Source organism: Rhizobium sp. AQ_MP (assembly GCF_014237835.1).
In the GTDB taxonomy this organism is placed as follows: Bacteria; Pseudomonadota; Alphaproteobacteria; order Rhizobiales; family Rhizobiaceae; genus Allorhizobium.
On sequence record NZ_JACJVI010000013.1, the window covers coordinates 20901 to 45020 of the forward strand.

A 24120-nucleotide genomic window follows, 5' to 3' on the forward strand; every position below is an offset into this window, starting at 1 on the left:
ATCTCCTCGATCATACAGCCTCAGAAAATTCTACTTTTGAAGCCCGCTAATTGGCGGGGGATTACCGTTTGACGATACGTCTGTGACCACTACCTCATACACATCGTGCACAACTGTGCTGCCACCGTATTCTTCCTTCTGGGTCACTAGTCCCTCGTTCAGGACCCAGCCGCCATTTTCATTGGAAATGCCGAAATCGAAATAGCCATGGGTATGGCTGTAGCGTTCGATCAGGAAGTCGAAGAGGCCATCGAGTGCGGCCACGTCACGGCCTTCGGGGCTTGCGGCAATATACTGGGCATGTGCGACCGCTCCGGTTTCGAATGTCACCACACCGGCTAAGACCTTCCCATCTCTCGTGGCAATATAAAGCCTGATCTGCTCCGGAAAGCATTTCGCGAGCAGTCTAATTTCTTCGAGGCTATGGGTCGGCTTCACACCGTGACGCGCCTGTAGCGTCCCGACAAGAACGGACCAAAAATCGGCCCAGGCGGTGCTTTGGGCAAAAGCGACCCCCGCCTTCACGGCTTTCTTCACACCCCGGTCCCGCCGCTTCGAACGGGTGCCTGCACACCTGTAATCAATGGTGGTAGTCACATCGCGCCGTATGAGACGGGCACCGTGCCGGAAGAGCGCATAAAGATCCTCTTGGCAGGGCGAACGATGATAGATGAAAGGAAGGCTCTTGTAGACAATGCGTTCCACGGATTGTTGACGCAATTCCTCCATCAAAAGATCCCACATGGCGAGCATCCGCATCGAGGTTACTCGCTGGTCACATATAAAGCCGCCGAAGGTGAGCCCCTGATGGGAAAAGAACGTGTTGCCCGAAACATTGCCCGGCAGAAGGGCAAGGGGCTTTCCGTCCTCCAGGAACATGAAGGAACAATCGGAAAATCGGTCGGCATGGTAATCCATGAAGCCGCGATCGAAGAGCAGATGCCCGTTTTTCGCGTCCGCATTGACCCGGTTCCAGACCTCCTTCTGATCAGGCCGATAGTCCAGGATCTCGATCATTCGTCGCGCACCCGGCAGAATCGCGTGGCAGCAATCTTCCGCGGCTCTGCAGGGTTGCCCTGATAGATCGTGTTGGCGACGGTGGAGGATGCGATGGAAGTCGACATGGCGATGTAATTGTCCTCGGCAATATCCACATTGTTGCCGACGGCGGCATTTACACCGATATAGGAGTGGATACCGACCCGGCAGAAACCGGATATCACCACATGCGAGGTCACGAAGACATGATCCTCGATGGTGGACCGATGGCCGATGTGATTGCCGCTCCAGAGAATGACATTATTGCCGACGGTGACGAAGGCCTGCAGCGTATTGTCTTCCAGAATGAAGCAGTTATCGCCGATTTTCACATTGTGCCAGACAAAGGCCCGCGAACTGACGTAGCTCGCCATCTGATAACCACGCGCCTTCATGTCCCGGTAATGGCGCGCGCGCACCCGGTTGAGCTGGGCATCGCCGATGGCGACGAAAGCGGCCACCTGATCCTTCGGAAAATGCTGCTCCACCGTTTCGATGTCGACCAGAGGCAGGCCCTCGAACCGGTCACCAATGATGTAGTCCCGCCCGATTGCAAAACCCACCGGCTGGTAACCGGAATCATGAGTGAAATACTCATGGGCCATCGAAGCGATTTCGCCATTGCCGACGATCATCAATGGTTTTTTTCCCTCAGCAACGTCAATCATGGCTTCCTCACAAGTAGATCATCACGCCGGTTGGCCATTGGAAGAGTTGAAGGCTGGGGCACCAGATAGGCATCGCAGCCGTGTGAATGGGCTCTTGTCATTAGCCCTAGAAGAACACTGTCATCGATCATATTCTGTCCGCTGCCGATGGAGGGAAGGGTCGGCAGGTCGTCACTACCGGTGAAGTTCCGGTGAAACTGAATGCCTCCTTCACTGAGAAAGAAGCGCTTGCGCTTAGATGCATTGGGAATGTCCCCAAACATAACTTCGCCGCCCTCGACCAGCATGTCGATAACTATATCCATCACGCGAAACGGATTGGCTTCCACAAAGAGATACTGCAGCACACTGTAGCTCAGCACCGCGTGGACGGGCCCGCCGGCCGCAGTGCGAACGGCCTCGACATTGCCGGGGAAAAACCCGTTCACCTTGCGCACATGCGGTGCATCCGGCAGCTGGTCCAGCATCTCCTGGGAATCGACCAGAATGAGCACATGCCCGTTGCGGGCACACAGATCGATTAGCATGCGGGGCAAATTTGCGCAGCCGGGCCCGATGTCCACTATCACCTTGTTGGTTTCACGCAGGCAGGGGAGCTTCCGGCAGATATCTTCGAAGATCGCCTGTTCGAACTTCTCCCGATAGGCGGCGGGGAAACCGATCCTTTCATGGACCGTTAGATGCGGATTAGAGGCAAGTTTGCGGAAGCCCTCATAATCCAGTTCCACTGCAGCCAGGTTGATATTCTTCGAAGTCGCAAGATCTTCTTTTTTCATAGTTATGTGCCCTTGGCTTCGCCGTCACCTTCTGAAAAAATCGCATGTCTTCTCGATAACATAATCGATTTCTGCATCAGAATGCAGGGCATCCAGCGGCAGGCTCAGAACGGTTTGGGCAAGATTTTCTGCGATGGGAAAGCCCTTCGGATCGTAGCCGAGATATGCGAAGCACTTCTGGTGATGGATCGGCAGGGGATAGTGAATATTGGTACCAATGCTGGCGGCTTGAAGCCAGGCTTCCAAATCAACCCGCCGGCCGTCCAACACCTGTATGGCAAAGACGTGCCAGACCGGTTCCGCCCAGTTACGCACAGCAGGTAGGCGCAGTCCTTCTATACCATGCAGCCCGTCCAGATAGCGACGGGCCAGCTCGTCCCTGCGCCCATTCCACGCGTCAAGCCGTTTTAGGGTGACCGACAACAGCGCCGCCTGCATGGGATCGAGACGCGAATTGATGCCTAGGTCGTTGTGATGGTATTTGCGCGAGGCGCCGTAATTGCCAAGCTGTTTGACCTTGGCGACCAGTGCAGCGTCGTTTGACGTCACGCCGCCGCCATCGCCGAAGGCACCCAAGTTCTTCGTCGGATAGAAGCTGAAGGCGGCCGCATGGCCTAGGGAGCCGCAACGACGACCCTTATAGCGGGCGCCGTGGGCTTGCGCCGCATCTTCGAGAACCCACAGGCCGTGCCGTTCCGCAATTGCCATAAGCGGATCCATGTCGACCGGGTGCCCATACAGATGAACCGGGATGATCGCTTTGGTTTTCGGCGTGATCGCAGCCTCTACCTTTGATACATCTATGACAGCGGTATCCTGCTCCACATCTACCAGGACCGGGCTGGCCCCGGTTCGGGCTACAGCCAAGGCGGTGGCCACGAATGTATGAGCGGGCACAATCACCTCGTCCCCCGCACAAATATTCCAGGCCCTGAGCGTGAGCTCCAGCGCATCGTAGCCGTTGGCCACGCCCACCGCCTTTTCCGCTTCGGAATAGCGAGCAAAAGATGTCTCGAATTCCTCAACCAACGAGCCGCCAATGAAAGTGCCGGAATCGAAGGTCCGGTCAACCGCAGCCTGGAGATCGGCGCGCATATCCGACACATGCCGCCCCAGGTCGATGTAAGGAACACGGTTGACCGCGGAAGGCATGCTGTAGGCGAGGAATTCCGCATAGTCGCGTATATAGTCGTCCTCTTCGTAGTAGTCTGAGGCGAGCACGGCGATTAGGCAGTCCTCGCTGAAATCGTACAGATCGCGCCAGTAGCCCGCCGGCACCACAAGGGCCTTGTCACAGTTTTCCAGGCGGAATTCATGAACCCTCCCAAGACCTTCTAGCTTGATCGTGACGGCACCGCGCATTACCACGAAGCACTGCTTCAAGCGCTTGTGAGCGTGGCCGCCTCGGTTGCTCGCGCACGCAAGGTCGGTCATAAAATAGATCCGCCTGAAATCGAACCCGACCTCTTTGAGGCCCTCGATGATGCCGAGGGTTCCTCGTGCATCCTTGATAATTTTGACCTCGACAATGTGCGGCTCGCCGGCACTGGACAAATGCAATTCACTCTTCATCACATACCTCTTGCCCACCGTTCAGCGGGCGGAAACTCTAAAACAGCGAACCGGATTTTCGCCGCACATGGTCTTCAAGCAGCAGGGTGGCTCAGCACCGCCCCGGTATCCCGTTAAAGCTAATGCATTGGCGGCATGCGCGCCAGGCGGCCCTTTTCAAAAGGAATGCCTGTCCGCGCCTCATATCCCGGTAGCGCCGAAAAGATCAGTCTTTTCCTCTTCCAGCACTCGGCGCAGATAGCCCCGGTAGCTAGAACTGGAAATGTTGGACAGGTGGGCCAGCAGATGCTCCGACGAAATCAGGCCCGACCGATAGGCGACCTCCTCCGGGCAATAAACTTTCAGGCCTTGACGCTTTTCGATGGCATGCAGAAAGTTCCCGGCCTCCATGATCGCTTCTGGTGTTCCCGTATCAAGCCAGGCCGTTCCACGACCGAGCTTGATCGCTTTTAGCCTCTTACCCTCTATATACTGGCGATGAACATCCGTGATCTCCAGTTCGTTGCGCGGTGATGGCATGACCTGTCGCGCGTAGCTCGGAACATCGCCGGGGAAAAAATAGACGCCGATGGACGCCCAGGTTGACTTCGGTGCTGCCGGCTTTTCCACCACTTCGATCACGCTGCCTTGGGGGCCGAACGTGATTACGCCAAAGTTTTGCGGATCAGATACGCGATACCCGAAAATGGCTGCAGCATTTTCTTCAATTACGGTTCTCTTCGCCTCTGCCATGGCTTGACGCACATCCTGCCCGAAGAGAATATTGTCACCAAGAAGGAAGCACACCGGGCTGCCGGCTAGGAATTCCTCCGATAGGATCAGGCCTTCCGCAATTCCCCGAGGGTCCGCCTGCGTCATGTAGGAAAATTTGGCACCGAACTGCTCGCCTGTGCCGAGAAGGCGTTGCATGGCGCCAAGGTCTTCCGGATTGGTGATGAACAGAATTTCGGTGATTTTCTGCAGCAGGAGCAGTGACAGAGGATAATGGATCATAGGTTTGTCAAACACAGGTAGCAACTGCTTGCAGGCGACCAGGGTAGATGGATAAAGCCTTGTACCCTTGCCTCCGGACAGCACAACGCCCTTTAGGGGGAGGTCGGACATGGAATATGCTCCTTCATTGCTTAATCTTCTTCGTAAGGCGACATTCAGTAGTATTCAAATGCTCATTTGCTTATCCTAAAGATCGTCTTGCTGTATCATACACCCGTCCTTACGTGACATGCCTGATGCTCCCGAAAATGGTCAAGCCCCTTAAGATCTGCCCCTGGGCGGTGTGCCTCACGAAAATTGATCCCTTTTGAGATTTTGCTTATGAGCCTGGGAGGGTTCTTGAATTGGGATGGGAGAAGATACAGCAGAAGAGATCCTCGCCAAGTTCTGCCAGGTTGATAAGTTGATTGGACAGGGCAAAGCGAAGAGGCGATCCGATAGCGTGCGGGAAGACACATGCTAACGCTCCGAGCCGCATACAGTAGCCTAGAAAGCAACTAGGATAAGCGCCCAAAGGCACTTGTCATCCTTAAGGCCTCTCGAACTTCGTGCGGTTGGTGCCAGCCGAGCGAACTCCGCGTGCTACTGTCATCGATCTCAAGTGATGTCATAAGGCGCTTAACGCTGGCTTCTAGTCCAAACATCCACCCTGCTCTGTATAGAATAATTTCCGCTAAGGGCCAGCTCCTCAGCTTCTTGCCCTCGGCTCTAGCAATCTCATCCATTAAGCGGTGCGTGGAGACAGGCTGTCCGTCGCTCACCAGGAAGTGTTTATTTTTTGCTTTCGGGTGTCCGAGGACGTGCATCAGGAAGTCCGTTAGATTTCCAACATAAATGAGTGATCGCTTATTGTTTATATTCGCAAAAACGGACGGAATTCCGTAATTTACCCATTTGGTGAGGGTTCTGAAGTTGCCCCCTACACCGGGGCCGTAGACGAGCGGCGGGCGGACGACAGTAATCTCTATTCCAGTCTCACTTGCCACCTTCCAAAGCTCTGCCTCGGCTTCTGCTTTGGAGATAGCATAGGGATCTTGCGGGTTCGGTCGGTCAGAATTCTTGAAAGGTCTGCCTGGTTCGGTTTTTTCCCCATTAACCTTGATGGTGCTCATGAAGATGAAGCGCTTCACGCCTGCTTTCGCGGACTGTCTAGCCAAGTTTATGGTCGTAGCAACGTTTGCCAACCGAAAGGCCGCTAACGGATCGGCATCAGTCTCTCGCATGACATGTACCCTTGCTGCAAGGTGAACGACGGTCTCCACGTCATCCAGGTATGGCCGCCAGTCGGTGGCAGGCGCATAAGATCCGATCTTGATAGAACCCTGGTGTTCGCTCCGACTGACGGGTCTGATCGGCATGTTACGGCTTCTCATGTCCGCTACCAAATGCGAACCAACAAAACCCGATGCCCCTGTAATTAGTGTTAGTCCCATGTTGAATTCTCAACATCTGCGAGGTTCGAGCCCACATGAGCGTCGGAAGTGCCAGCTCTATTGAACACTAAGTCAAAGAGGGTCTTTCTGGCTAATTCGTCCTCATCAGACTCAAGTGCGAGCTGTAGTGTGTCTAACGCTGACAAGATCTCATACCCGACAACAGCCGATGAGTTTGCCCTTTGAATCTTGGGGTGGCGCGTGGGTTGTGCGTTTTGGCTGTCGTAGAACAGTTCTTCGAACAGTTTCTCTCCAGGCCTTATGCCAACATACTCGATGGCTATACCCCCGTCGGCCGCTTTGTCGTCTTTGACTGAGAAACCGGCGAGTCGAATCATGTTTTCCGCCAGTTCGCGGATCCGTACGGGTTCGCCCATGTCGAGCAGGAAGACGTCACCACCTTCCGACAAAGCGCCGGCCTGGACGATCAGTTCTGCCGCTTCAGGAATGGACATGAAGTAGCGCGTCATTTCCGGATCGGTGACGGTGACCGGGCCGCCTTTTGCGATTTGTTCTTTGAACAGCGGCACAACTGATCCGTTGGACCCGATCACGTTGCCGAAGCGCACGGCGCAGAAGGTTTGTTCTTGTCCCCTTTCTTTTGCGTCGATCGCGATCTGACGGACGATAAGCTCGGCCCAACGTTTTGTGGCGCCCATAACATTGGTCGGGCGCACAGCCTTGTCTGATGAGATCAGAACGAAGCTCGATACGTTGTGTTCAGCTGCTGCTTTCGCGATGGTCAAGGTGCCGAATACGTTGTTGCGGATACCTTCAAGAACGTTCGCCTCGACCAGCGGCACGTGTTTGTGGGCCGCTGCATGGTAAACAACTTCGACCCAGTGCTCACGCAGCGTTCTATGCACAAGTTGTGCATCGGTCACCGAGCCCAATACGGGTATTATCGGCGTCTTGGTTGCAGCCATAAGCTCTTGCTCGATGCGATAGAGTGCAAATTCACTCGACTCTAGCAGGATCAGCTTTGATGGCTTCCAGGACGCGATGAGGCGACACAGTTGCGAACCGATCGAGCCGCCGGCGCCCGTCACCATCACCGTCTTACCAGTTAGTGCCTGGGCCAGAAGGGCCTTGTCCGGCGGGACGAATGATCGACCGAGCAGTTCGTCAATCTCGATCTCTCGGATCTGATTGACGATGTATCGGCCGTCGACAATGTCGGAGATATCCGGGACACTCCGCACCTTAACCCCGAGTCCTGCAACCCTACCGATGACAGCCTGCCGGCTTTCGGCCGGGATCGACGACATGCTGAGGACGATTTCCCGGATACCATAGCGTTCAACCAGGCTTGGAAGCTGCTGAGGTGGGAAGACCCTGTAACCTGCAACATCGCGACCGTGGTTCGCGGGATCGTCATCGATGAGACCCATGACATAGCGATTTCCATGGCCCCGCAACGCGCGGGCCAGCTGTGCCGCTGTAGGCCCCGCCCCATAGATGAAGATCGGCTCCTCATTGCGTCGCATGCCGGTTCCCATGTTGAGGATCCATTTCGCGACAAAACGTGAGGAGCCGACAAGCAGAGTGCCAATCAGGAAATACAGGAAGGGCACGGACCGCGGGACAATGCCCTGGCCTGCCATTTCCATCAGAAAGATGATGATGATCCAGCTCACCGTCGCGATGACCATTGCCTGGATGATGGTCCAGATGGCGGCCTCGGGGAGATAGCGAATGACAGACCGGTACAGACCGAGACGAACAAAGACTGGAATGGCGACGATGGGCGCGACTGCGGCAAGCGTCAGGCGTTCGGGTGTGATGGTGGGCAACCAATCAGACAAACGAAGCGCATAGGCCGCCCAAAGAGCGACCAACAGACAAACGCAGTCCATGGCGATCATCAACACCCGCTTCCAACGGCGGGGGGTGCGGATGATCGCTTCGCGAAGTGTTCTGACGACCACTTGATCGACCAGCTTGCTCTTGCTCATGACACCCCGTGCTCTGCGGCTTGATGGCGCATCAGTGGGACACTCCTTTGGCTCTGACGACCTTGATGACCGTTAGCATCAAAATCCGCAAGTCGAACAGGAAGTTTCGGCGCCTTTGATACTCTGCATCATAGGCGACTTTGATGGGTATCTCGAGTTCGTCGCGACCGTTCACCTGGGCCCAGCCCGTAATGCCAGGCCTAAGTTTGTGCACACCTTGCCTGGTTCGCGCCGCGATCAGATCTTCCTGGTTGAACAGGGCTGGTCGTGGGCCGACCAAGCTCATATGTCCGACAAGGACAGACCAGAGCTGTGGGAGCTCGTCCAGGCTCGATTTGCGCAAGAAACTGCCAATCGGGGTGAGGTGTCTAGAGGCATCACCTAGAAGATGAGTGGCAACAACCGGCGTGTTCGTTCGCATCGTGCGGAATTTCGGCATCAAAAACAGCTGGTTTCCTCGTCCCACTCGTTTCGACCAGTAGAGAGCTGGGCCTGAAGAGGTGATCCTGACGGCAAGCGCCACCAAAGCCATCGGCACCGAAAATGCAATCAGAGCTGTCGCTGCGACTAAGACGTCGAAAAGTCGCTTCATGCTCATTTAGGATCCGTAAATTTTTCGAGGGGACTTGGCTCAATAATCCAATAGCCGATCTGTTGCCAGTCGTGTTCTGCAATGCAAACGGATCGGTACATGATTGGGCGGGCCCTAGCCTTTCCGGCAGGAGTGATTGCCATCTGCCTTCAATCCAGACTGTTCACGCTATCCTTTGCAATGTATCCTTAGCCACCGTCTGCCATGTCCTGAGGCGTGGTTTGGCGTCGCCGATCCTTCGCCGCAAATCGATCCTGAGTTCTTCATTTGTCATGAGCTGTACAAGGATTTTTGCCAGGTGACTGTCATCATCAGGATCGAAATAAATGCCATGCTCACCGCAGACTTCTCGCAAGGCGTCTGCCGTCGAGCAGACAGCAGGCGTGCCGCACCAGAGCGCTTCGCCAGCGGGCAGGCCCCAGCCTTCGAGCTTGCTTGGCATCACAAGGGCAAGCGCCCCTTTATAGAGTTTGACGAGGTCGGTCTGGTTGGGATTGTCGATGAAGAGCAGCCTGTCCTGAATGGCGCTGAATGCAGGCCTCGATGCGTAGCGACGCAGGCGTTTTCGGTGCGAGCCGGCGATAACGAGTTTCGGGACAGGTTTTCCATCGGCTTTCAGTCGTCGCAGAGCCTCTAGGACCACCTCAATGTTTTTGCGGCCGAGATTTAGGGCAACGGTCAGAATATAGGGTTCTGTCGGTATGGAGATCTCTGAGGGTTCGATGCCGTCAGGACAGTGGTGGACGAGTTGTACCACGTTCACGGGGCCACGTGGTCTGGGAAGCATGCCCTTGTCCACAAAGCTTTGGAGCTCTTTTGCCGTGAAGTTCGAATTCGTCAGGATCTGGTTGGCCTGCTCGATCAGGAAGCGGTTGTCGGCCAGGAAGTTGCGATCGAGCTTGCGAAAGCGTTTCGTTGCGCCGTCATGCAGCGGCATGAAATCATGCAGCAATGGTACGATGGCCGCTTTTGATCCTCTGTCATTCAGCACCCTGACCATGTCTACGATCAGTTTCGGGCGGGCTGCGGAGAAGAAGGTGCCGGCTTCGATTGCCACTGGCTTCAGATGTCCGGCATGTTTCAGCCAATGATCCCTGTTTTTCTTCTGTGTCATCAGGTTCAAGAAACGGAAGATAAACGGGAGGATTGGGTTCTTGCCGAAATAGGTTCTCACCCATTTCTGGCCGACATCCTTTGGCAGATCGAATTCGACACTTCCGTCTGCTCGCTTGTGCCAGGTCACTTCGTAGAACTGCTTTGTGCCAAAGGAAAAGACGACGAAGCGAATATCGTTCTTCAGAAGCGCTGACTCCCGGCCGATTTCGTGCACCGTCCGGGCTATCCCGTAATACTGCGTGCGCTTGCCGGAGGTGGAGATCAGCGCCTCGGTGAGATCGAAATAGAGGGTGGCGCTCATCTACTTCCCTTGTCCTGCATGCTGTTTGATAAGGCATAGAGTATGCCTGAGAGCAGACAGAAGTAATGCGTGTAGAATTTGAGGTTCAGAAACGCATCGAACATCATCGCTAAGCCCCAAAACAGCGACACACCAATGGTCAGAATTAGCCTGTCGGCAGTCGACAACCCGTTTGAGATAAACCAGGGGATTGCAAGGAAAATTAGCCCGAGCGTGAGCTGTATCACACCGCCTGTGACCAGCCAGGTCAGATACTGATTGTGATTGTGCTCATAGCCATAGGTCGCATGGATCAGCTTTTGCAAATAAAGTGAGCCATGCCCGAATATCGGGCTCTCCTTGATTGCGGTGATCGACGTCTGCCACATGGCAAGGCGATGACTGATGGCCTCATCCTTCGTGACTGTGGCTGCCTGACTGGTTTCGACTTCAGCTTCAGGCGCCGACGGCGTGGTCGCCAAAGCTTCCCCGGTCTCCGGCGCCGGGATTGCATTTACGGCAGTTTGCTCCTCAGTTGCCGTCAGCTGCGACGCCATGGTCTGAACGGTTTCGAAAGTCGATGAAAAGCGGCTCGCAGGGCCGCAGTCGGTGATCACGCCGATGAAGAACGAGACCAGCAGACCGGCGCCGGCGGCTAGGCCCAGATGATACCAGCTTGGGATCCTGCTCTTTAACGAAGGCAAAAAACCAAGGATCAGGAAGACGCCGAAGACCCCAACTTGTGCAAGGGCCACGCCCCGGGATCCAGTATAGGTGGTCGAGATGACGATGCTGAATGCCATAAGGGTGACGCGAAGCCAACGCTCAGACCCGGTCAGCTTCTCCCAACCGACCAGACAAATGAAGGTCAGCGTCGAGAACAACAGGGCAGGGATGAACGGCCATGGCGCAAGTCCCCTGACCCGACAGGCGTCACGGATGCCGGCAAACATCATATAGGACAAGACAAGGAAGCAGGCGATCAGCAGCCAGGGCATGACCCTTTGAAAAAGCAATGCGAGGTTTCTGATCTGCAAACCGCGAACCAGTCCGACAACCAACATGGCAATCGCAATCGCATAGGATTCAAGGCTTGGATTAACGGGCCTCGGATCTGAAGCCTCAAGGCCTGTGAAAAAGAAGAGCGCGAGAAGACAGTAGCCGAAATAGAGGCCGAAAGGGATCAATAGGCTCCAGATCGACACGTGATAGTGCCTGTTCTTCAGAGTCTTTAGGAGGAAGGGAATAGGCAAGACACCAGCGATCACGAGAAGCGGCGTGACCTTGCTGCCGAGAAATAATGCAACGGCAAGCCCGGTGAGGAACAACATGTCGGTCAAGCGCCAGAGTCGGTCGAGGTGGGTGTTCATGATGCCGTTTCGGATCGTCTAGTGCCTGTTTTCTGCCGTTTCTGTCGGAAACTTCAAGCAGGGTCGATAGTCATCATTCACGCTCGCAAAGCATATTGGAGCCTCACGACATCATCGCGCAGCCTTCGAATATAAGTGCCGAGCCGTTTCCATTTTGGAAACTTCACAGACCGGTAGATCTCTCGGGTTGCAATTGTAGTCCCCCCTTGTGCAATCGTCGCGATATTGTAGCGCGATGTATAGACCTTTGCTCCATGGTCCCAGCCTCTCTCAAGGGCAGCATCCCAAGGATAGCGCATGATGGTCAAGTGCTGGATCAGCTGCATGGCGCCTCGTCTCGTCACGCCGTAACAAGCGGACGACCCCAGAGGACCATGGATGGCACGACCGAACTGATCTCCAAGGGCCGAGGTTGTGCTTCGTTTGAAGCCGACCACGCGATGATTGAAGAACTTGATCACATCGGCCTCGGGCATGGCCGTAAAGGCCGCCATTGCCCGGTCTTGCAGATCGGGTGTCAACTCGACATCATCCTCGATGATCAATCCGACATCGACACCGCTGTCGAGGAAAGTGTGCAGCGCTCTGATATGGCTTCGGTAACACCCATATTCACCAGCGAGCATCAGGCGCCCAGTGTTGCGGCGAAAAGCGAGGTCATCGGTTGCTTCGCGCTCATCTTCCGCTGTCCATTTTCCATCGACAGCGGAGACCCTGGTCACGTTGAGGCCAAGTTCGTTTGCCCGGCTCGATAGTCTTAGCCAGCGATCGGTCGATCGATCGAGATTGATCGCGAATAGTCGAATGCTCATGAATGTGTTCCTGCTTGTCCTCAAACCTGACGCTTCAAGAGGACATAGGGTGTGATGTCAGTCCTTAACGGTCGATATCCGGGTAGATCAGCGCAGCTCGCATCGGCGATGATAAAGTCGGCAACCACCTCCGCTTGTTTGGCAATGCTGATTTTGTAGAAGCGTTGCATGTATGTGTGCAGTGCCCAGTCTTGCCAGGCGTTTTCGCAGGCGCTGATCGACGGTTTGCAGTTACTCTGACCAGCACAAACAGTCCTTTCGATAGCCGTAGCCTGTTCGATTGTCCGTGTATCTGTCCCTGAGCGACCCATATTGGCGATGACAATCACAACGGAAGCCACCAACACTGCCAATGCCGTCATGCTGAATATCTTTGCCCGCTCGTCTCTCAGTCGCGACAGAGCTTCCATGATCGTTGGCGCAACAAGGATTGCAAAACCGGCTGAATAGAAAAACAGCGATGTGTTGAAATAGAAGTTGGCAACGCGGGGGCTGAGCGCGATCGGAAAAGAAGCAGACATCCCAATCAAGATCAGGAATGCGACCCGTTTAAAGCGCGAATCCCGGTACAGGCTTATGCTGCGCCCCAGTCCGAGGCGCCAGCTTGCAAGGGCCGTAAGCGCGAGAATGGCGAGAGAGTAGCCGTTGACGCCTAGAATTTTGCGGAAGACGTAGACCCCGCCGCCATACTGGCCGCGGGCCCCGCTCAAGCTCGAGGCGAGCTGAGCCGTAACATAGCGATCTACGGCCTCGCGTGACGCTTCAAATGCGTAAAGCGTTGCGATAAACAGGACGATTACAGCGAGAATGATCAAGCTGTCGTGCACCATGACGAGGAATGCCGGCCGACGAAATACCAGCCAGTAGAGGGCGGGGGCGGCGAGTGGGAAAAGCCCGACCGGACCCTTGGTCATCAGTGACAGGCAGATGGCAAACCCAGCTAGGGCGAGAAGTGCCATGCGCTTTGCGGAAAATGTGGGGCTTGGTCGATCGTATGCGATGACCACGAGCAGGACCGCCGTCAATGAGAAGACGGCAAGCAGGTTGTCGAGGAGATTGTTGGCAAAGCCCCAGTTCACCCGCCCAGCAATCAGCGCCATCAGAAGGGCAAGGGGAAAGGCCTTTTGGATGGCGACGTCATCCTTGTTAAGCCGCATCCAGATCTGGAAGAGCAGGGTGGCCGAGATGACGAAGGTGAGCAGCGAAAAGCCCTTCTCGACCGCGATCGTATCACCGAAGATGGAAAAGCCGATTGCCTGCAGCCAGAACATCAGCGGCGGATGTTCGGCAAAGGTCGGAAAAAGCGTATCTGAGAAATGCGGTGCCCACATCGTCCCGCGGCCCTCTGCGAGGTTCCTGGCAACGGTCGCATAGATGCCGCCGTCGAAGAACATCGAGACATGCACTAGTTGGACGAGAATCTGCAGGCAGACCGCAGCGCATAGCAGGATCCAGACGGCGTTGATGACTGTCTGTGAGGGCAGGGGGCCTTGAGCGGAGTTGTTGCTCATTTCCAGATAAACCTGTTGGCGATGACGAACTTCCAGACCGTGTCGATGGCAATGCCTGCAAGCGTTGCGACGAATACCACATGGATCAGGTTCTCATAGGCAAGGGTCGCTGCCGAAACATTGGCGACGATGCCGACGGCGGAAACCGCGAGGAACTTGAGATAGCCTGATACAAGGCGCGGTCCCCGAAGCCGCCGGTCATGAAAGGTCAAGAGATTGTTCAGGAGAAAGTTGCTGGTCGCGGCAACCAGCGTTGCAACCGTCTGGGCTGTGGCAAATGAGGCAGACAGTCCAAGTGCTGCGTAAAGCACTGCAAAGTGGACGAACACACCCGAGCCACCGACGAACAGGAATGAGATGAGGTTGGCCGGCAAGATCCCCCTCGTCATCTTGCTCATCAGGAAGGTCGCGAATTTCCAAAGGACGTGGCTGTCGAGCTTCGATGTGCCATGCAGCCGGGTTCCGAAGTCGAAGAAGACTTCGCCGTGGCGGAGCGTCTTGTCCGTGTAGAGGATGTCGAGGAGCAGTTTGAAACCTGGATCGCCGAGCTCGGGTGCGAGCTTCAGGAAGCGGTCGCGGCGGATCAGGAAGAAGCCCGTCAGGGGGTCTGACAGTTTTCTGCCGATCACGAAACTGCTCAAGGCATTGCCGATCTGCGAGAGTTTGCGGCGAAGCGGGGACAGTCCTTCCAGGGCTTGGTCGTCTTCGAGCCGGCGGGCGGCACTGACGATGTCGAGACCCTCGCGCTCCAAGCGCTCTACCATTTCGAGTACTACGGAAGGGTCATGCTGCCCATCGGCGTCCATGACGCAAAGCAGATCGCCCCTGGCGCTCAGCAAGCCCTGGATGCTGGATTTGGCAAGACCACGATCGGTAAACCGAATGATGGGTCGAACACGCGGTTCCATCTTGCCGTAGTCAAATGCCTTTTGAGCTGTACCATCGGCGGAATTGTCGTCGACAAAGAGCAATTCCCAGTCGTGGTCTGCGAGTACCGTCTTCACCCGCTCGGCGAAGGGGACGACGTTTTTGACCTCGTTATAGGTCGGCGCAATGATCGAGATATGTTTTGGCAGCACAGGTTCAGCCTATCGATGGTTCGCCGATGGTCGAAGCTCATGCGGGGAACCTTCTCCCTCGAAGCTGACCTGCCTGTCCTGAGTGATCATACTCATATTCCAAAGTCCCCGTCCGGCATTTTTGAAGGCCGCATTCCCCGTTCCCACGGGCTCGGTAGCATCTGGGCGCTTATGCAGCAACAGGCTGTAGCATGCTTGGTTGTTGAGGACGCTTGGCTCGTCGCCTGGGCAATGCATGTCAAACCTATTTTGCAATCGACAACATGTCCCATAGGTTGAGAGTGGTTGTGGCGCGGTTGGGATCCGTCCAGCGAGGCATTTGCGTGGGTGCCGGGCTTCCACTGGCTCGCGGATCGGCGAACGGTCGCATGATCATGGCAGTCCTCGTTCGCCTGTATCCTGGTTTGCACTTGCATGAATCTACAGCGATCTCAGTTTCTTGAGCCTCGAAACCTTGGTTTCAGGACGCCGGCGAAGAGACGGGAAAGAGGAGTGTCGCCAGTCATCTCGGTGATTTTAGTTGCTGCTGTTTCATCGCAAGCCTCGCGTAAGCTAACGCAGCAAAACATTCAGCATTGCACATCAGGAGTTGTTATGAGCCTTTATGGGACCATGCGGACGGGCGTCTCAGGAATGTCTGCCCAAGCGAACCGGCTGAGCACTGTTGGCGAAAATATCGCCAATGCCTCGACGACGGGTTACAAGAAGGCGTCGGTGCAGTTTTCCTCGATGATCCTGCCCACCACCAACGGTGCTTACAATTCCGGCGGTGTGCAAACCGATGTGCGCTACGCGATCTCCAGCCAAGGAACCTTCAGCTACACGACCTCCCCGACAGATCTTGCGATCAACGGCCGGGGCTTCTTTGTCGTTGAAGGAGCGGATGGGACCGAATACCTCACTAGAGCCGGCAGCTTTGTTCCGCAGGATGACGGCACGCTTCAGAATGCTGCGGGCTTTACGCTCATGGGTTACGAGTATTCGTCGACGGCCGATCCCACCATCGTCGTCAATGGCTTTGATGGACTGACCCAGATCAACCTGTCATCTGCTACGCTGACTGCGGCCCCGTCGCTCACCGGTGACCTTGATGTGAATCTCCCGGCCAAGGCAGCGGTCGGATACAGCAAGACAACCTCGCTTGTTGCCTATGATAGTCAGGGCAGTCCACGCCTTCTCGACTACATCTACACGAAAACTGCCGACAACACCTGGGAGCTGGATGTTCAGTTCAATGGCCTGTCGGTCTTGACGCCTGCTTTTGACCCGACATCCGTGATCGATATCGCTGGCAATCTCGATATGTCGGCTGTCGTTGGGTCAACGGTGACGGGCAACTATTCGCTGGTCGATACTGATGGTGTAACGCGTCCATTCAGTGTGCTCTACACCCGCACGGCCACTGGCTGGGATCTGGAATTCGACCATGCCGGAACAGTGTTCGCGACAGACTATATCGATGACACCGAGTTCGACGGCGCTGGCAACTACATCGATCCCTTGCCGGAAGTCATCCCGCCAATCACCGTGGGCACCTGGTCAACTGGCACTATCAATATGTTCTTCTCCGGTCTGACCTCTGTTGCTGCGCCGTTTTCGCTGACCGCTGCGATCGATGGGACACCGGCGGTCGCAGGGTCGCTCATCGAATTGACCTTCGATGCCAATGGCCAGCTGGTGAGCCCCTCGGAAATTGCAACCGAAGCCGTGACCATCGACGGGGCGGTCTTGAACGGCCTCACCCTGGATATCAGTGGGTCGACACAGTTGGCCTCCGATTTTGCGGTGACCAGCGGCCGTGTGGATGGCAATGCTGCCAGCGACGTGGTCGGCTATGAGATCAATGACAAGGGAATTGTTTTCCTGAAATATTCAAACGGCGATCTTCAGCCGAGATACAGGCTTGCAATCGCGGACGTACAAAGCCCGGATAATCTCAATCCTGTCTCTGGCAATGTCTACTCGCAAAGCAATTCGTCTGGGGTCATCGTGATGGGCTATGCCGGCAGCAGCGGCTACGGCAGTGTTCTATCCGGTGCGCTGGAGGACTCGAACGTCGATATCGCCGAGGAACTGACGGCGATGATCGAGGCGCAACGAAACTACACCGCGAACTCTAAGGTGTTTCAGACCGGCTCCGAACTGATGGAAGTCCTAGTCAACCTGAAGCGCTGAGCCGTCGCCTTCTAGATTGTCTTGGGCATACGCGGCTCCTTATATCCGATCATTTATGTGTTTCGTGAGCAACCAGCCGTGCCGACCGACGCTTCACCGAGGAAGCCAGATGCCACGGGTCTCTAAAGGACCACTGCTGGCTTAAAGCTAGCTTGGTCCCCGGCAGCCTTTCTGTAGCAGGTCGGCATCAGCGGAATGCGCTCAGTCACTCAAAGTGAGATGGACCGGTTGCGTTGAACCGGTCGCCTGGGCCTGCACCCATTTCGATGGACATGCGGGTGTGGGTTTGATCCGGGTCGAGATCAGCTTGCAGGGCGTCTGCGACTTTATATTTCAAGAGTGGCGAGATGATTGCCGGGGTGGTTTCGAGGGATCGCTGGAGATGCTCGGCCTGCACGATCAGCGAGGACCCTACTTCGCCCACGCCAGAGGCTTCAGGCAGAAGAAGCGCGCGCGATGGAGACCGGTTGCGACCTGCACCTGTTAGTGGATTTGCTGGCAGCCGAAGCGCGGGCGGTTGCGATCGTGCAGACGAAGGAGGCTGCTCGCTATTCCGTTTAACCCTGTGCACGAGCAACTTATGCTGACATCCCGCCATGGCTTGAGCTGGCCAGCTTTTGACGCCGCTGGTCAGCTTTAAAGCGTTCCGCGGCGCTAGGTCCGTAAACCTGACGCGTTTAGGTAGACAGCATACAGGTTCCGCGTTGCCGTGATGTAGAGCCGGTTGCGATCAGGCCCGCCAAAACAGACATTGCTCACCGTTTCCGGGATCAGGATCTTTCCGATCACGCGGCCATTGTGATCCAGGCAATGCACGCCATCGCCTGCACTCGTCCAGATGTATCCAGCGCTATCCAGGCGCAGACCGTCATACATCCCATTGCTGCATTCGCTGAAGAGAATGCCGGGGTTTAAATTGCCTTCAGAGGAAAGCTCATATTTCATGAGGCGAGCAGGCTCTACGCCGCTGTCGACCACGAACAAGGTCGCTTCGTCCGGCGACAGGGCGAGCCCATTGGGCTGAACCAGGTCGGTCACCATGGCGTCGAGTTGTCCGTCAGGACGCAGCCTGTAGACATTGTGGCTTCCGATCTCGCTTTCCGCGAGCGATCCCTCATACGGCGTGGAGATGCCATAGCTTGGATCGGTGAACCAGATATTGCCTTTGCTGTCGGCAATCACGTCGTTGGGAGAATTCAGCAGCTTTCCTTCAAAACGATCGGCAAGGACTGTCAGGCTGCCGTCGTGTTCGCGGCGGGTGACACGCCTTGTGAAGTGTTCGCATGAGATCACCCGTCCTTCACGGTCGAGCGTATGGCCATTGGCAAAATTCGACGGGGCTTGGAAGGTTGCGACGGTGTCGTTGACCTCGTCATATCGCATCACGCGATTGTTCGGGATGTCGGAGAAGAGAAGGTGGCGGGCGGCTGGCACGTAGACCGGTCCCTCGAGCCAGCGTCCGCCTGTGTAGAGCAGGTCGACATGCACATTTGGCAGGATCAGCGATTTGAACGCCGGGTCAATGATCTCGAACCATTCCGTGTAACGCATAGTGCCCCGCTTCCCTCAATGTTAGAGCTTACTCATCCAGCCCAGCCCCTCATGAGTGCCGGCCGCCGGACGATATTCGCAGCCGACATAGCCCTGGTAGCCGATCGCATCGATCTCGGCGAAGATCCTGCGATCGTCGAGCTCGCCCGTCATGGGTTCGTGGCGATCGGGCACAGAGGCGATCTGGATATGGCCGATGACCGGCGCCATCTGTCGGAGCGCCATGATCACGTCGCCATGCAGGATCTGGCGGTGATAGACGTCGAATTGGAGCTTCACGTGGGCCGCATTCGTGTCAGCGATGAAGTCAAGCGCATGTTGGAAGTCGTTGAGGAAGTAGCCAGGCATGTCGCGACTGTTGATCGGCTCGATGACGAGACCGATGCCGGCCTCGCCCGTGCGGTCGGTGGCACGTTTCAGGTTCTCGCGGTAGGTCACGATGGCTTGCGGATCCATGGCTGGCGCAAGCCCCGCCATCATGTGCAGGAGTGGTGTGCCGATTACCTTTGCATAGGCGATTGCCGTGTCGAGTGCGGCTGCAAAATCGACCTCGCGGCCCGGCAGAGCGGCCATGCCGCGTTCGCCCGCTGCCCAGTCGCCGGGCGGCATGTTGAAGAGTGCCTGGTCAAGGCCCGCCGCCTGCAGCCGCTCGGCCACGAGCTCGGCTTCGTGATCATAGGGGAAGAGATATTCGACGGCCGTAAACCCACAATCGGCTGCTGCCTGAAAACGGTCGAGGAAGGGAACCTCGTTGAACATCATCGACAGGTTGGCGGCAAATTTTGGCATGTCAGTCCTCGTCCTCCATGCCGGGCAGCTTGAGACCGGCAATCTTTGCCAGGAGACGCGCCACCGAACTGTCGTCGTCGCGTCCCATGCCGGCAGCTTCGGTCATGATGAAGAGCTGAAGTGCGGCACTTGCAATCGGCAGGGGGAATTTCGACTGGCGGCCGATATCGGAGACAATACCGAGATCCTTGGTAAAGATCGCGACGGCACTATGCGGTGTGTAGTCGCCTTCCAGCACATGCGGGATGCGGTTTTCGAACATCCAGCTGTTGCCGGCTGACTTGGTGATCACATCGAAGACGCGGGAAATGTCGAGGTTCATGCTCTTGGCAAAGGTGATCGCCTCGCAGGCGGCCGCGATATGCACACCTGCCAGCAGCTGGTTGACGATCTTGAATGACGATCCGATGCCAGGCTGATCGCCGAGTTCGTAGACGGTCCCCGCCATCGCATCGAGCGCTGGTTTGGCCGCGGCAAAAGCGGCAGACGAGCCCGAGGCCATGAAGGTCAACTGGCCAGCTTCCGCCTTCTTCGAGCCGCCGCTGATCGGACCGTCGACATAAAGAAGACCGGCTTCTTCGACACGGGCTGCAAACCGCTTGGCCTCGGCCGGCGAGATGGTGGCGCAGGCAATGATGACGCCGCCGGGCTTCATGGCAGCGACCACCCCATTCTCGCCAAAGAGCACGGTCTCTGTCTGGGCAGCGTTCACCACCACAATGACGGCAACATCGGCGTCCGCTACAGCATCAGCCGGATTAGCCCCCGGGGTGCCGCCGGAATTCTCCAGCGCTTTCAGGGCATGGGCGCTGATATCAAAACCACGAACAGCATGGCCAGCCCTCTGCAGCGAGCGCGCCATGCCGAGGCCCATGGAGCCGAGGCCGACGACGGCGACGGACGGAAGGTGAGACATCAGCGAAAGCTCCTTTTGTAGCCACGGATCAAAAGCATGGCCAGAATGATGACACCGAAGACGATCTGTCTGAAGGCTTCCGGCATCTGCAGGACTGAGAGGATGGAGGACAGGAGGGTGATGAAGACGGCGCCGACGATCGTGCCGCCATAACCACCCTGGCCTCCCATGATCGACGTGCCCCCGATGACCACGGCAGTGATGACAGGCAGCATATAGGGGTCGCCCATGCCCTGATAGGCCTGGTTGGCATAGCCGGCCAGCAGGATGGCGCCGATCGCCGTAAAGACGCCAGCGACGACAAATGTGAGGGTGGTGACGAGCCGCACGCGAATGCCGGAAAGGTAGACGGCCTTTTCCGAATTGCCCATGGCGATCAGATATTTGCCATAAACAGTCCGGTGCAGCAGGTAAAACATCGCCGCCATCACAATGAGCCAGAACAGGAAGGCGTTGGGGATCCCGAAGCTGCGCTCGAGCGACAGCGTGATCGACAGTGGCGGGGCCATGCCGCGCGGCTTGAAGCCACCGGTGAAGAAGACCACCGAGCCGATCAGCATGGAGTTCATCGCCAGTGTCCAGACCATCGACGGCAGGCGCAGGAAGGCGACGCCAATGCCATTGATCAGGCCGATCAGGGCACCGGTGGTAAGCCCGATCGGAATTGCGAGTGTGGCAAGTGTCGGGTCCTGCGAGCCGGCAATCGTCGTGGTGACAATGGCAATCGCGGTAATGGCGGCCGGCACCGACAGATCGATATGGCCAAGCAGGATGACGAGCGTTGCACCGGCCGCAATGATCCCGAGGAAAGAGGCGATCTGCAATTGCTGCAGGAGATAACCCGCCGTCAGAAACGTCGGTAGAATGGTCCCGCCAGCGGCCAGCAGCAAGCCGCAGCCAATGGCGACGACGAGAACGGCAGGATCGACGGGGAGGCTTGGCCTTGACGGCCCTGATATCGCGCGGTCTGTCATTGGGCGAACAGCTTCAGTTTGTTGCGGACACGCAGCACGCCGACGGAGCCGAAGGCAATCGCGAGCGCCAGGATCAGCCCCTCGAAGAAGGGCTGGGCGAGGGGAGGAAGGCCGGAAAAGAACATCAGCGAGGCGACGGTTTTCAGGAGCATGGCACCAACGGCGACACCAACCGCCGTGCCGATGCCGCCGGCAAGCGAAACACCGCCGAGCACGATCGCGGCAATCGAGTTCAGCGTGTAGGTGGGGCCGATACCCGCATCGCCGGTCATCGTGACCATGGAGACGTAGAGCCCGGCCATGCCGGCCATCAATCCCCCGAGTATATGCGCCGAAATCCGCATCGTGGTTGTGTTGATGCCGGTCAGTTGCGCCGAATGCTCGTTTGAGCCGAGTGCCTTCAGCGCCATGCCGAAACTGGTCTTGCGCAGCATCACGGTGATCACGATCACGGTCGTGATGATCAGCAGAAGGGATGTCGGCACTGGTCCGATCGCATAGGTTAAGGCATCGGAGAGTTCGGAGTTCACCGTGCCGCCGGGGGTGGGCCTCAGATAAAGCGCGATGCCGGAATAGATCGCTCCCGTCGCGAGGGTTGCAACGATCGGCGGGACATTGCCGAAGCAGACGAAGAGGCCTGTGAACATACCGCAGGCCATGCCGACCAGAAGCACGGTAGCCATGCCGAAGACAAGCGATCCGCCATCGCCGGCCAGGAGAAACGAGGCGGTGACATTGGTGAGTGCCACGACCGCGCCGACCGAGAGATCGATCCCGCGCACCAGAACGACAAAGAATTGGGCAAAGGCTGCAAACACCAGAAGCGCCGACTGGTTGGACCAGATCGTCAGGACATAGGTGGAGAGCCCCCGCGGATGGGTGGCGATGTAAAGCACGAAGAGGGCAACGAAGGCGATGGTCGGGATGACGACGCGCAGATTGCGTCGGATGTAGAGTGCGGTCATTGCACGGTCTCCGGCGCTGCTGGGGCAAAGCTCAGGCCCATGGCGGCTGAAATCAGGTTCTCAGGCGTCAATGTGTCTTCGCTCAGTTCGCGCGCGATACGGCCACGATAAAAGACAGCGACCCGGTCGCAGAGATGCACGAGCTCTTCGTAATCCGTCGACTGCATGATGATGGCGATGCCCTCATCGGCAAGGTCGGTAAGCAGGCGATAGATCTGTGCCTTGGTCTTGACGTCAATGCCGCGCGTCGGGTCGAGGAGAAGCAGGCAGCGAGGCCCAAGCGCCAGCCATTTGGCAAGCAAGACCTTCTGCTGGTTGCCACCCGACAGCGACATCACGGGATCGGTGAGCTGGCCATAGGTCAGTTCGAGGCGTTCGAGAAGGGCAAGGCAGCGGGCGTCCAGCGCCTCGCGGTCGTCGTGAAGTCCGATACCGGCAAGCCGCATATTGTCTGATATCGATAGCGGCTGGATCATGCCCTCGGTCTTGCGATCCTCAGGCACCAAGGCAATGCCGATCCCAGGTGATTTCGAGCGATGTGGCGAGCGGTTCTGATATGGCCGGCCGTCAAGCTCGATCGAGCCGGTAACGCCTGAAAGTGTGCCGAAGATTGCTTCGAGAACGCGCTGCTGGCCCTGGCCTTCAAGGCCTCCAAGGCCATAGATCTCGCCCGGGCGTACCGTAAATCCGACATCGAAGAGTTCACCAGCGAAAGACAAGTTTCGGACGGAGAGAAGCGACGCAACATCTGCAGGCACAGCCGGGCGCGGTGGCGGGAACAGCCGGTCCATGGTCTCGCCGATCATCAGTGACACGATGCTCTGGTTGTCGACGGTGCCGGCCGGGAAGGTGCGAACATGTTGTCCGGCGCGAAACACCGAGATCGTGTCGGCAAGTGCCTCGACCTCATGGAAACGATGGGAAATGAAGAGGATGCAGCAACCTTCGTCGCGCAGCTTGCGGATGACCGTGAACACTTTCTCGACGGCGGAGGCACCCAGTGCCGAAGTCGCCTCATCAAGGATCAGGAGACGTGGTTTCTGATAAAGCGCCTTTGCGATTTCCACCCGCTGTCGATCGGCGAGAGAGAGCTCGTCTACGGGCGTGTCGAGGGAAATGCTCTCGGCCCCGATCAGGTCGAGGGCGGCACGGGCTTCTTCATAAGCCTTGGCACGCATGAATCCGAACCTCGTCTGCGGGCGGGCAAGCGTGATATTGTCGCCGACGGATAACGTCGGCAGGAGCGAGAGCTCCTGGAACATGCAGACGATACCGGCGGCTGAGGCCTGCCGCGTACCAGAAAACCGGATCGATCGACCATTGAGGCGGATCTCGCCGGTGGTCGGCTGGATTGCCCCGGAAAGCAGTTTCATCAGGGTCGACTTGCCGGCACCGTTTTCGCCGAGGATGGCGTGTACGGAGCCCGGCCGGGCGGAAAAATCGATCGTCTTCAGGGCCTGGATCGGCCCATAGGATTTCGAAATCCCCGAAAGCTCGATCAGCGGAGCGGTCGTCATTCTGGCATATCCTGGTATGGGTGGGACGGCGGCGCCCT

Annotated in this window: 20 protein-coding genes; 1 reads left to right on the forward strand and 19 read right to left on the reverse strand. The window is 56.9% G+C overall.

Annotation, left to right across the window (positions count from 1 at the left end; genetic code table 11):
- Nucleotides 1-30 precede the first annotated feature (30 nt).
- The 13 genes from H6M51_RS17665 to H6M51_RS17725 form a co-directional block, all read right to left on the reverse strand.
- On the reverse strand, nt 31-1017 hold the full coding sequence (locus tag H6M51_RS17665) for a GNAT family N-acetyltransferase (RefSeq protein WP_185811141.1): 987 nt from the start codon (nt 1015-1017) through the stop codon (nt 31-33).
- The gene (locus tag H6M51_RS17670; protein WP_185811142.1) at nt 1014-1706 is read right to left on the reverse strand and encodes an acetyltransferase; all 693 of its coding nucleotides are present in this window, start codon (nt 1704-1706) and stop codon (nt 1014-1016) included. Before H6M51_RS17670 ends, H6M51_RS17665 begins: the two co-directional genes overlap by 4 nt.
- Nucleotides 1703-2482 (reverse strand): SAM-dependent methyltransferase, encoded by a 780-nt coding sequence (locus H6M51_RS17675; protein ID WP_185811143.1) that lies wholly within the window; start codon nt 2480-2482, stop codon nt 1703-1705. Before H6M51_RS17675 ends, H6M51_RS17670 begins: the two co-directional genes overlap by 4 nt.
- Nucleotides 2483-2506: 24 nt before the next feature.
- Nucleotides 2507-4054 carry an aminotransferase class I/II-fold pyridoxal phosphate-dependent enzyme gene (locus H6M51_RS17680; RefSeq protein ID WP_185811144.1) on the reverse strand — a complete coding sequence of 516 codons (1548 nt, stop codon included), beginning with the start codon at nt 4052-4054 and terminating at the stop codon, nt 2507-2509.
- Between the two features lie 180 nt (nt 4055-4234).
- Nucleotides 4235-5158, reverse strand: coding sequence for a sugar nucleotidyltransferase (locus tag H6M51_RS17685; RefSeq protein WP_185811145.1), 924 nt, complete (start codon nt 5156-5158; stop codon nt 4235-4237).
- Between the two features lie 386 nt (nt 5159-5544).
- Nucleotides 5545-6480, reverse strand: coding sequence for an NAD-dependent epimerase/dehydratase family protein (locus H6M51_RS17690; protein ID WP_185811146.1), 936 nt, complete (start codon nt 6478-6480; stop codon nt 5545-5547).
- Nucleotides 6471-8345, reverse strand: a complete 1875-nt coding sequence (locus H6M51_RS17695; RefSeq protein ID WP_246780565.1) for a nucleoside-diphosphate sugar epimerase/dehydratase — start codon at nt 8343-8345, stop codon at nt 6471-6473. Before H6M51_RS17695 ends, H6M51_RS17690 begins: the two co-directional genes overlap by 10 nt.
- A gap of 121 nt (nt 8346-8466) precedes the next feature.
- Nucleotides 8467-9033 carry a sugar transferase gene (locus H6M51_RS17700; RefSeq protein ID WP_210314860.1) on the reverse strand — a complete coding sequence of 189 codons (567 nt, stop codon included), beginning with the start codon at nt 9031-9033 and terminating at the stop codon, nt 8467-8469.
- Between the two features lie 157 nt (nt 9034-9190).
- The gene (locus H6M51_RS17705; RefSeq protein WP_185811148.1) at nt 9191-10444 is read right to left on the reverse strand and encodes a glycosyltransferase family 1 protein; all 1254 of its coding nucleotides are present in this window, start codon (nt 10442-10444) and stop codon (nt 9191-9193) included.
- The gene (locus H6M51_RS17710) at nt 10441-11793 is read right to left on the reverse strand and encodes an O-antigen ligase (protein WP_185811149.1); all 1353 of its coding nucleotides are present in this window, start codon (nt 11791-11793) and stop codon (nt 10441-10443) included. Before H6M51_RS17710 ends, H6M51_RS17705 begins: the two co-directional genes overlap by 4 nt.
- Nucleotides 11794-11870: 77 nt before the next feature.
- Nucleotides 11871-12605 (reverse strand): glycosyltransferase family 25 protein, encoded by a 735-nt coding sequence (locus tag H6M51_RS17715; protein WP_185811150.1) that lies wholly within the window; start codon nt 12603-12605, stop codon nt 11871-11873.
- A gap of 20 nt (nt 12606-12625) precedes the next feature.
- Complete coding sequence (locus tag H6M51_RS17720; RefSeq protein ID WP_185811151.1) at nt 12626-13876, reverse strand: glycosyltransferase family 39 protein; 1251 nt, start codon at nt 13874-13876, stop codon at nt 12626-12628.
- Nucleotides 13877-14112: 236 nt separating this feature from the next.
- Nucleotides 14113-15195, reverse strand: coding sequence for a glycosyltransferase (locus H6M51_RS17725; protein WP_185811152.1), 1083 nt, complete (start codon nt 15193-15195; stop codon nt 14113-14115).
- 492 nt (nt 15196-15687) lie between these two features.
- Here H6M51_RS17725 and H6M51_RS17730 point away from each other — a divergent pair, with 492 nt between their 5' ends.
- Nucleotides 15688-17370 (forward strand): flagellar hook protein FlgE, encoded by a 1683-nt coding sequence (locus H6M51_RS17730; protein ID WP_185811153.1) that lies wholly within the window; start codon nt 15688-15690, stop codon nt 17368-17370.
- A gap of 654 nt (nt 17371-18024) precedes the next feature.
- On the opposite strand, the gene H6M51_RS17735 is transcribed toward H6M51_RS17730, so the two are convergent.
- From H6M51_RS17735 to H6M51_RS17760, 6 genes are read right to left on the reverse strand one after another with little or no spacing between them, the layout of a single operon-like run.
- Nucleotides 18025-18921, reverse strand: coding sequence for an SMP-30/gluconolactonase/LRE family protein (locus tag H6M51_RS17735; protein ID WP_185811154.1), 897 nt, complete (start codon nt 18919-18921; stop codon nt 18025-18027).
- Nucleotides 18922-18942: 21 nt separating this feature from the next.
- On the reverse strand, nt 18943-19710 hold the full coding sequence (gene otnI, locus H6M51_RS17740) for a 2-oxo-tetronate isomerase (RefSeq protein ID WP_185811155.1): 768 nt from the start codon (nt 19708-19710) through the stop codon (nt 18943-18945).
- 1 nt (nt 19711) lies between these two features.
- The gene (gene ltnD, locus H6M51_RS17745; RefSeq protein ID WP_185811156.1) at nt 19712-20626 is read right to left on the reverse strand and encodes an L-threonate dehydrogenase; all 915 of its coding nucleotides are present in this window, start codon (nt 20624-20626) and stop codon (nt 19712-19714) included.
- Nucleotides 20626-21600: an ABC transporter permease gene (locus tag H6M51_RS17750; protein ID WP_185811157.1), complete on the reverse strand. Its 975-nt coding sequence runs from the start codon at nt 21598-21600 to the stop codon at nt 20626-20628. The genes ltnD and H6M51_RS17750 overlap by 1 nt, the downstream gene beginning before the upstream one ends.
- Nucleotides 21597-22565 carry an ABC transporter permease gene (locus H6M51_RS17755; RefSeq protein WP_185811158.1) on the reverse strand — a complete coding sequence of 323 codons (969 nt, stop codon included), beginning with the start codon at nt 22563-22565 and terminating at the stop codon, nt 21597-21599. Before H6M51_RS17755 ends, H6M51_RS17750 begins: the two co-directional genes overlap by 4 nt.
- Complete coding sequence (locus H6M51_RS17760; RefSeq protein WP_185811159.1) at nt 22562-24082, reverse strand: sugar ABC transporter ATP-binding protein; 1521 nt, start codon at nt 24080-24082, stop codon at nt 22562-22564. The genes H6M51_RS17755 and H6M51_RS17760 overlap by 4 nt, the downstream gene beginning before the upstream one ends.
- Nucleotides 24083-24120 lie beyond the last annotated feature (38 nt).

What these genes read in the sequence shown, in the direction of transcription:
- H6M51_RS17665 (WP_185811141.1), bottom strand. Translation starts at nt 1,017, where the DNA reads ATGATCGAGATCCTGGACTATCGGCCTGATCAGAAGGAGGTCTGGAAC.
- H6M51_RS17670 (WP_185811142.1), bottom strand. Translation starts at nt 1,706, where the DNA reads ATGATTGACGTTGCTGAGGGAAAAAAACCATTGATGATCGTCGGCAAT.
- H6M51_RS17675 (WP_185811143.1), bottom strand. Translation starts at nt 2,482, where the DNA reads ATGAAAAAAGAAGATCTTGCGACTTCGAAGAATATCAACCTGGCTGCA.
- H6M51_RS17680 (WP_185811144.1), bottom strand. Translation starts at nt 4,054, where the DNA reads ATGAAGAGTGAATTGCATTTGTCCAGTGCCGGCGAGCCGCACATTGTC.
- H6M51_RS17685 (WP_185811145.1), bottom strand. Translation starts at nt 5,158, where the DNA reads ATGTCCGACCTCCCCCTAAAGGGCGTTGTGCTGTCCGGAGGCAAGGGT.
- H6M51_RS17690 (WP_185811146.1), bottom strand. Translation starts at nt 6,480, where the DNA reads ATGGGACTAACACTAATTACAGGGGCATCGGGTTTTGTTGGTTCGCAT.
- H6M51_RS17695 (WP_246780565.1), bottom strand. Translation starts at nt 8,345, where the DNA reads ATGATCGCCATGGACTGCGTTTGTCTGTTGGTCGCTCTTTGGGCGGCC.
- H6M51_RS17700 (WP_210314860.1), bottom strand. Translation starts at nt 9,033, where the DNA reads ATGAGCATGAAGCGACTTTTCGACGTCTTAGTCGCAGCGACAGCTCTG.
- H6M51_RS17705 (WP_185811148.1), bottom strand. Translation starts at nt 10,444, where the DNA reads ATGAGCGCCACCCTCTATTTCGATCTCACCGAGGCGCTGATCTCCACC.
- H6M51_RS17710 (WP_185811149.1), bottom strand. Translation starts at nt 11,793, where the DNA reads ATGAACACCCACCTCGACCGACTCTGGCGCTTGACCGACATGTTGTTC.
- H6M51_RS17715 (WP_185811150.1), bottom strand. Translation starts at nt 12,605, where the DNA reads ATGAGCATTCGACTATTCGCGATCAATCTCGATCGATCGACCGATCGC.
- H6M51_RS17720 (WP_185811151.1), bottom strand. Translation starts at nt 13,876, where the DNA reads ATGTTCTGGCTGCAGGCAATCGGCTTTTCCATCTTCGGTGATACGATC.
- H6M51_RS17735 (WP_185811154.1), bottom strand. Translation starts at nt 18,921, where the DNA reads ATGCGTTACACGGAATGGTTCGAGATCATTGACCCGGCGTTCAAATCG.
- otnI (WP_185811155.1), bottom strand. Translation starts at nt 19,710, where the DNA reads ATGCCAAAATTTGCCGCCAACCTGTCGATGATGTTCAACGAGGTTCCC.
- ltnD (WP_185811156.1), bottom strand. Translation starts at nt 20,626, where the DNA reads ATGTCTCACCTTCCGTCCGTCGCCGTCGTCGGCCTCGGCTCCATGGGC.
- H6M51_RS17750 (WP_185811157.1), bottom strand. Translation starts at nt 21,600, where the DNA reads ATGACAGACCGCGCGATATCAGGGCCGTCAAGGCCAAGCCTCCCCGTC.
- H6M51_RS17755 (WP_185811158.1), bottom strand. Translation starts at nt 22,565, where the DNA reads ATGACCGCACTCTACATCCGACGCAATCTGCGCGTCGTCATCCCGACC.
- H6M51_RS17760 (WP_185811159.1), bottom strand. Translation starts at nt 24,082, where the DNA reads ATGACGACCGCTCCGCTGATCGAGCTTTCGGGGATTTCGAAATCCTAT.